Origin of the sequence: Tahibacter harae, from assembly GCF_024437735.1 — a bacterium.
GTDB classification, from domain to species: domain Bacteria; phylum Pseudomonadota; class Gammaproteobacteria; order Xanthomonadales; family Rhodanobacteraceae; genus Tahibacter; species Tahibacter harae.
In genome coordinates this window covers 94,455-102,380 of sequence record NZ_JANFQO010000021.1, presented here as the reverse complement: position 1 = coordinate 102,380, position 7,926 = coordinate 94,455, and the positions used below count along the sequence as shown (strand labels likewise).

The following is a 7,926-nucleotide window of genomic DNA, read 5'->3' as shown; positions in this document are numbered from 1 at the left end:
CGGGGTGGCGTCGGGGGGGGGGCCGGCCGGGGGGGCCGCCACGCCGCTGCGTCACGGGCTCAGTCGAGCGCAGCCGGACGCATTACGCGCCCTTCGCGCGCGTCGCGGAACACCCGGCGCACCCACATGCGCAGGTCGTCGAGCTGGGCGTAGATCACCGGCAGGGCCAGCAGGGTCACCGCGGTGGAGAACAGCAGGCCGCCGGCGATGGCCCGCGCCATCGGGTAGTACGGCGGACCGTCGCCGCCCATCTCGGTGGTGCTCAGGCACAGCGGCACCATGCCCAGGATGGCCGTGCCCATGGTCATCAGGATGGGCCGCAGGCGGTCGCGCGCGCCGGCGATCAGGGCCTCGCCGCGCAGCATGCCCTCGTGGCGCAGCTGGTTGACGTGGACGATCATGACGATGCCGTTGTTGACCACCACGCCCATCAGGATCAGCACGCCGATCCAGGCCATGATGGAGAACGTGGTGCCGGTGATCCAGAACAGCCAGTACACGCCGAAGATGGAGAAGATGAAGGTCGTGAGTATGGCCGCCGGGAACACCAGCGATTCAAACATCGCGCACATCACCACATACACCAGCACCAGGGCCAGCACGGTATTGAGCAGCATCTGCTTGCCGGCCTCGTCGGCCTCGTCGAAGCTGCGGCCGAAGGTCCAGCGGTAGCCGGCCGGCAGGCTGACCGACTTCATCGCCTTTTCTATCGCCGCGCGCGCATCGTCCTGGGTCGTGCCCGGGGCCAGGTTGGCGGTGATCGGCAGCGAGGTCTGGCGGCCGTCGCGCTGGATCGCCGAGGCGGCTTCCTGGGTACGCACCTCGACCAGGGACATCAGCGGCACCAGGGTGCCGTCGGCGCGGCGCAGCTTGAAGTCGGCCATGCCGGCGACGCTCTGGGTGTCGGCGCCCTGGAAGCGCAGCCAGACCGGGATCTCGGTGTCGCCGTTGCGGAACTCCTTCAGCGGTGCGCCGCGCAGGGCGATGCCGACGTAACTGGCCACTTCGTTGGCGGAGAAGCCATACGACTTGGCGCGCTCGCGGTCCACCCGCACCGCGACCTCGCGGTCGCCGGTACGCTCGGCCGTGCGCACGTCGCGCAGGCCTTCGACCCGGGCCAGCACCGGAATCACCGCCTCGGACAGCTCGTGCAGGCGGTCCATGGAATCGCCGACCAGGGACACGCGCAGCCCTTCGCCGCTGCCGCCGCCGCGGTTCTGGTCGAAGCTGGCCTTGCCGACGGGTATCTGCGGCAGACCCTTGCGGATGTCTTCCATGATCGCGGTGGAGCTGCGCTTCTTGTGCTTGGCATCGACCAGGATCACGTTGGTGATGGCGTTGCCGCGCTCGTCGGCATAGCTGTAGACCGACTTGATATCGAACTTGTCCTTGTTCGACAAAAGATAATCCTCGACCTTGCTGATGGATTTCTTCAGCTCGTCCAGCCGGTAAAGGCCGTTGAGGTCGTACTGCAGGCGCAGGGTGGAACCTTCGCCGGCCGGGAACATGTCGCTGTTCACATGCAGCATGGGCCCGGCCACGCTGACCACGCACATCAGCACCACGCCCAGGGTGGTCAGCTTGCGGTGGCGCAGGGTCCAGCCGACCAGGTTGGCATAGCCGTCCTGCAGGCGCGTGACCAGGGTCTTGCGGCCGACGAACTTGGGCGTGGGCAGGCGCGCCGACAGCATGGGCACCAGGGTCACGGCGACCAGCCACGAGGCCAGATGGGCGATGGACATGGCCACGGCGACCTGGGTCAGGAAAATGCTGATCTGGTTCTTGGCACCGAAGATATTGGGCAGGAACACCACGATGCTGGCGAAGGTGCCGGCGGCAATGGCGATACCCACGGCCTGAGTTCCCTCCACCGCGCAGTACCAGGGCTTGTCCGGATACTTTTCGCGGTACTGGTAAATGCTCTCCACCACCACGACGGCGTTGTCCACCAGCATGCCCACGGCCAGCAGCAGGCCCATCATGGACAGGATGTTCAGGCTGATGCCGAGGAAGTACATGCAGCCCAGGGTCATGACGAAGCAGATCGGGATTGCCAGCGACACCATCAGGGTGGAATTGATGTCGCGCAGGAAATAGAACAGCACCAGCACCGACAGCAGGGTGCCGATCACGCCGGCCTCGGTCAGCTCGTACAGCGAGGACGTGACGGCGCTGGCCTGGTCCTCCAGCGCGTATACATCGATGCCGCGCATTTCCGGCGACTGCTTGATGCGCTCGACCTCTTCCTTCACCAGCCGGCCGACCTCGACCAGGTTGGCATTGCGTTCCTTGTAGATGTCGATGCCGATGGCCGGGCGCTTGTCCAGCCGGCGCATATAGTCCAGGCGCGCGGGCTTGAGCGTGACCGTGGCAATGTCGCCGAGCTTGAGGCCGCGCCCGTTGATGATGAGGTTGCGCACGTCCTCCAGGCTTTTCCATTCGCCCTGGGGCTGTACCCGGTAGCGCGTGCCGCCGTCGAGGATCTGCCCGGCCGAGACCGAGAAATTGGCCTTGCCCAGCTGCGCATACAGTTCGTTCAGGCTGACGCCGCTGGCGGCGATGCGGTCCGACGACAGCTCGATCTGCAGCTCCGGCGGGGACACGCCCTGGATATCCACGCGGGCCACGCCGGGGATCTTCTCCAGCGGACGCTTGGCGCGCCGGTCCAGAAGCTCATAGGAATTGGACATGTCGATGTCGCTGGACACGCGCAACTGCAGCAGCGGCTGGTCCGAGGCGGAGAATTTCAACACCTGGTAGCGCTGCAGGTCCGACGGCAGATCCTTGCGGATGGCGTCGATCTTCTCGCGCGCTTCCACCGCCTTGACCGCGACGCTGTTGCCCCACTTGAACTGAATGAAGATCTGCACGCCGTCGGCGCGCGAGGTCGACTGCATGCGCTGTATGCCGGGCACGGTCGACAGCGCCTCCTCGATCGGCCGCGCCAGTACGCGCTCGACCTCGGCCGGCGTGGAACCCGGATACGGCACGTCCACGAACAGGAACGGGAACTCGATATCCGGGAACTGTTCCAGCGGCAGGCGGAAGGCCGCGATCAGGCCAATCACCATCATCGACAGGAAGAACATCGTGGTGGTGACGGGCCGTTTCAGGCTGAGGTCGGCCAGGTTCATGGCGTGTGCTCCAGCGGCTCCAGCGTGGCCTCGGCCTTGCGCGCGGCCTGGCGCTCGGCGCGGGCGCGGAACCAGGCGTCGCCACGGAAATCCAGGCGGTCGTACACGATGGGAATGACCACCAGGGTCAGCAAGGTGGACACCAGCAGGCCGCCGATCACGGTGATCGCCATGGGCGCGCGCACCTCGGCGCCGTCGCCCAGGCCTATGGCCAGGGGCAGGAAGCCGATCAGGGTGCACAGCGTGGTCATCACGATCGGGCGCAGGCGCGACTCGGCGCCCTGCACGATCGCATCGCGCTTGGCCACGCCATGCTCGCGCAGCTGGTTGACGCGGTCGATCAGCACGATCGCGTTCTTCACCACGATGCCGACCAGCATGATGAGGCCGATGAACACCACCACGCTGATCGCATTGCCGGTGAGCTTGAGCGCCAGTACCGCGCCGACCGCGGCCAGAGGGATGGAGAACATGATCACGAAGGGATGCAGCAGCGATTCAAACTGCGAGGCCATCACCAGGTAGACCAGGAAGATGGCCAGGGCCAGGGCGAACAGCAGCGAGTTGACCGAGGAATCCAGTTCCTCGCTCTGCCCGCCGATATTGACCGAGATGCCGGCGGCGAGCGGATGCTTCGCCATGATCTCGCGCACTTCCTGCACCGCGCTGGAGAGATCGCCGTAGGCCAGGTTGGACGAGACGATGGCGACGCGCTCCTGGCTGACGCGGTGGATCTCGCTGGGACCTTCGGTGGCGCGCACGTCGGCCACCGCGGACAAGCGCACCGGCTTGACCTCGGCCGCGGCGCGGCCCGGGCCGGCGGCGGCCGCAGCGGCGCTGGCCGCCTCGATCTGGGCCGAGTTCACGATCAGGTTGCGGATATCGTCCACGCTGGCGCGGTCGTCCTCGCGCGCCCGCACCAGCACGTCGATCTTGCGGTCGCGGAAGTTGTAGCGCGTGGCCACTTCGCCGCGCACCTTGCGCACAACCTGGTCGGCGATGGCGCGCGTGGTCAGGCCCAGCGCCGCGGCGCGGTCGTGATCGAAGCTGATCTGCACTTCCGGATAGCCGCCTTCGACGGTGGATTTCACATCGGTAAAGCGGCTGGAGTTCTTCATCAGCCCGGTGAGCTTCTGGCCGGCCTTCTTCAGCGTATCCAGGTCATAGCCGCGAATCTCGATTTCCAGCGGCGTGGAGAAGCTGAAAAGTTGCGGACGGGAGAATTTCACTTCCCCGCCGGGATGACCGGCCATGGTCTTGCGCAGCGCATCCATGGCGGCACGCTCGCCCGCCTCGCCGGCCTCGGGTTTGAGTGCGATCAGCAGGCGCGCGATGTTCTCGCCGGACTCGGTCGGGTTGGCGTCCAGCCGCGTGCCCACGCCGGAGACGCCGTAGATGGTGGCGATGTTCGGATCGTTCGCGTGCTTGAGCTGCAGTTCGCGCGCCAGCGCGTCGCTGTTGGCCAGCGGCGTGCCCGGCGGCAGCTTGACCGTCATCTCGAAGCGGCCCTGGGCCAGCTGCGGAATCAGGTCCATGCCCAGGGTCGGCACCAGCGCCAGCGTGCCGAGAAAGGCCAGCACGGAGAAGGCCAGCACAAACCAGGGCCGCGCCAGCACCTTGGGCAGCATGCGTTCGTAGCCCGCGGCGAGGCGGTTGTACGGCAGCAGCACGATCTTGCCCACCGCGCGCAGCGCCGTGCCGACCACGCGGCCGATAACGCGGAACAAGCCGACGAACAGCCAGACCAGGCCGCGCGGCAGGAAGCCCAGGCGGCTGGCGCGCTTGTCGTTGTTGAGTTCCTCCGCATAGGCCAGCGGCGCGCGGCCGCGCAGCGAGGCCAGCATGGGGATCAGGGTCATGGACACGACCAGCGAGATCAGCATGGCGAAGGTGATGGTCAGGGCCTGGTCGCGGAACAGCTGGCCGGCCACGCCCTGCACGAACACCAGCGGGAAGAACACTGCGACCGTGGTCAGCGTGGACGCGGTCACTGCCATGCCCACTTCCTTGGTGCCCTGCACCGCCGCCTCGACGATGCCCAGACCCTTCTCGCGCAGCCGTGCGATGTTCTCCAGCACCACGATGGAATCGTCCACCACCATGCCGGTGGCCAGGGCCAGGCCGCCCAGCGACATCACGTTGAGGCTGAGATCGGCCTGCCCCATGAAGAAGAAGGTCGTGATCAGCGACACCGGCAGCGACAGCGAGATGATGAAGGTGCTCCAGCTGTCGTGCAGGAAGAAGAAGATCACCAGGATGGCCAGCATGCCGCCGAGCAGCGCGTCGAAGCGCACTTCATGCAGGGCTGCGCCGATGAACAGCGATTGGTCGTCGATGACCTTGAGTTCGGCGCTTTCGGGCAGGGTCTTGTTCTCGCGCATGTGTTCCACCGCGTTCTTCACGCCGGTGGCCACGCTGACCGTGTTGGCATCGCCTTCCTTGTACACGGCCAGCTCGATCGCCTCGCGGCCGTCGATGCGCACTATGCCTTCGCGTTCCTTGTAGCTCTGGTGCACATGAGCCACGTCCTTCAGGCGGATGGGCACGCCCTTGTCGATCTTGACCAGCAGCTCGCGCATCTCCTCGACCTTGGCAAACTGGTTGATGGTGCGCACCAGATAGCGCTGCGAGCCTTCCTCGATGCGGCCGCCGGAGATGTTGACGTTCTCGTCCTTGAGGCGCTGCACGACTTCGTCCACGCCGATGCCGAGCTGGGACAGCTTCTGTTGGTCGATCTCCACCGCGACCTCGTCCTCCAGGCCGCCGCCGACCTTGACCGCGGCAACACCGGCGATCGGTTCCAGCTTCTTTTTCAGCTCGTCGTCGGCGAAGCGGCGCAGCTGCTTCAGGCGCGCCTCGTTGAAGCCGCCGTCCTCGCCCTTGGCGATGAGGCCGTAGCGGATGATGGGATCGGTGGACGGATTGAAGCGCAGCAGCAGCGGCTTCTTCGCTTCCAGCGGCAACTGCAGCAGCTCCAGCTTGTCGCGCACTTCCAGGCTGGCCATGTCCATGTCCGTGCCCCAGGTGAATTCCAGGATCACATCGGACTGGCCGGTGCGCGAGACCGAATGCAGCTTGCGCACGTTCTTGACCACGCCCAGCACTTCTTCCACCGGCTGGGTGATGAGGTTCTCGATTTCCAGCGGCGCGGCGCCTTCGTATTCGGTCCGCACCGTGAGCGTGGGATAGGAAAGATCCGGCAGCAGGTTGACCTTGAGGCCGAACAGCGCGATCACGCCGAACAGCACGAAGGTCAGGGTGAACATGGCCACTGTCACGCGGCGGCGGGTGGCGATGTCGACGATGCTCATGGCGTCTTCTCCGTCGTCGCCACGGCGGCCGGCGGCGCGGCCGGCGCAGTGGTGTCCAGCACCTGCACCAGGGTGCCGTCGCGCACCGCGTTGCGGCCTACGGTGATGACGCGGTCGCCGGCCTTCAGGCCGTCGCGCACTTCGATGTAGTCCGCATCGGCGAAGCCGACGTGGACCACGCGGCGCTGCGCCTGCAGCGCGGGCGCGGCCGGCGTGGCGGGCGTGGCATCCTTGGCAGCGTCCTTGCCGCCCTTGCCGTCCTTGCCTGCCTCGGGAGCCGCCGGTGGCGGCGCATCGACGATGAGGAACACGGCGGTCTCGCCGTCTTCCTCGATGAGGGCGCTGCGCGGGATGGTCAGCGCGTCGAGCTTGCGGTCATAGACCACGTCGATGCGCCCGAACATGCCGGGCTTGAGCGCCTGGTTCTGCGCGCTGAAGCGGCAGGTGACGCGGAAGGTGCCGCTGGCCGCCTCGACCACCGGGCTGACGCGCTCGATCACGCCGGGAAAACGCTGGCCCGGCAGCGCATCGACCACCATGCTCACCGGCTGCTCGGGCTTCAGGGTATTGAGTTCGCGCTCGGGCACGTTGAGCACGCCCAGCAGCGGGTCGAAATCCACGATATGGAACAGCGCCTGGTTGAGCTGGATCAGGTTGCCTTCCTTGACCATGCGCTTGCCGATCACGCCGTCGATGGGCGCCTCGACCTGGGTATAGGACAGCTCCAGCCGGGCCAGGTCGTAGGCGGCGCGCTGGTTGTCCAGGTCGAACTTGATCTTGTCGTGCTCTTCCAGCGAGAGCAGCTTCTTGCCGAACATCTCGTCGGCGCGGCGGTAGTCGGCTTCGAGCTTGCGCAGGGTGGCCTCGGCCTTGGCCAGGCTCAGGCGCGGGCTGGCATCGTCCAGGCGGGCCAGCACCTGGCCCTGGCGCACCGTGTCGCCTTCCTCGACCAGCAGCTTGAGCAGCACGCCGCCGGTCTTGGCGACCACGTCGGCTTCGCGGTCGGCTTCCAGCGTGGCAGTGCCGGAATAGCTGGCGTCGATGGCCCGGGTAGCGGCGGTGACGGCCTCTACCGGGACCAGGGCGTTTTCCGCCGCCTTGCCCTTGTCGCCGCCCTTGCCACAGGCCACCAGCAGCAGAGATATGAGAAGAATCAAAAAATTACGAGACATTCCCGATCGTCCTTGCAAGGCGGAATGACGTGGATAGGCGCGCATGGCGATAGGCCCGTGTGCTGGTATTGTGGTGTTATACTAGACTACATCACCAAACGTGACAATAGTCGGCGCCGGTTCAGGGATACGGCGAAAGCGCTGGCAGATGCACCGGGTTTTTCCCCCTCCGCGGTGAGGTACGCAGTCTGCGCAAACGCGGACGCCGGCGTCTTGAGCCGGTAGTCACAAGCAACGGCTGTGACGATCCGGGCGGACGCGGCTGGAGCGCGGACGCGGGCGCAGGCTATACTCGCGGCTTTACCAGCC

3 protein-coding genes are annotated in these 7,926 nt (G+C 66.3%); all 3 read right to left on the bottom strand.

Annotation, left to right across the window (positions count from 1 at the left end; all coding sequences use genetic code 11):
- Positions 1-59 precede the first annotated feature (59 nt).
- From NM961_RS19190 to NM961_RS19180, 3 genes are read right to left on the bottom strand one after another with little or no spacing between them, the layout of a single operon-like run.
- Positions 60-3,134 (bottom strand): efflux RND transporter permease subunit, encoded by a 3,075-nt coding sequence (locus NM961_RS19190; RefSeq protein WP_255916025.1) that lies wholly within the window; start codon positions 3,132-3,134, stop codon positions 60-62.
- Positions 3,131-6,445 (bottom strand): efflux RND transporter permease subunit, encoded by a 3,315-nt coding sequence (locus NM961_RS19185; protein ID WP_255916024.1) that lies wholly within the window; start codon positions 6,443-6,445, stop codon positions 3,131-3,133. Before NM961_RS19185 ends, NM961_RS19190 begins: the two co-directional genes overlap by 4 nt.
- Positions 6,442-7,617 (bottom strand): efflux RND transporter periplasmic adaptor subunit, encoded by a 1,176-nt coding sequence (locus NM961_RS19180; protein WP_255916023.1) that lies wholly within the window; start codon positions 7,615-7,617, stop codon positions 6,442-6,444. The genes NM961_RS19185 and NM961_RS19180 overlap by 4 nt, the downstream gene beginning before the upstream one ends.
- Between the last annotated feature and the right edge of the window lie 309 nt (positions 7,618-7,926).

Bases quoted from the DNA above. Each gene is read 5' to 3' on its own strand.
- NM961_RS19190 (WP_255916025.1), bottom strand. From the start codon at position 3,134: ATGAACCTGGCCGACCTCAGCCTGAAACGGCCCGTCACCACCACGATG.
- NM961_RS19185 (WP_255916024.1), bottom strand. From the start codon at position 6,445: ATGAGCATCGTCGACATCGCCACCCGCCGCCGCGTGACAGTGGCCATG.
- NM961_RS19180 (WP_255916023.1), bottom strand. From the start codon at position 7,617: ATGTCTCGTAATTTTTTGATTCTTCTCATATCTCTGCTGCTGGTGGCC.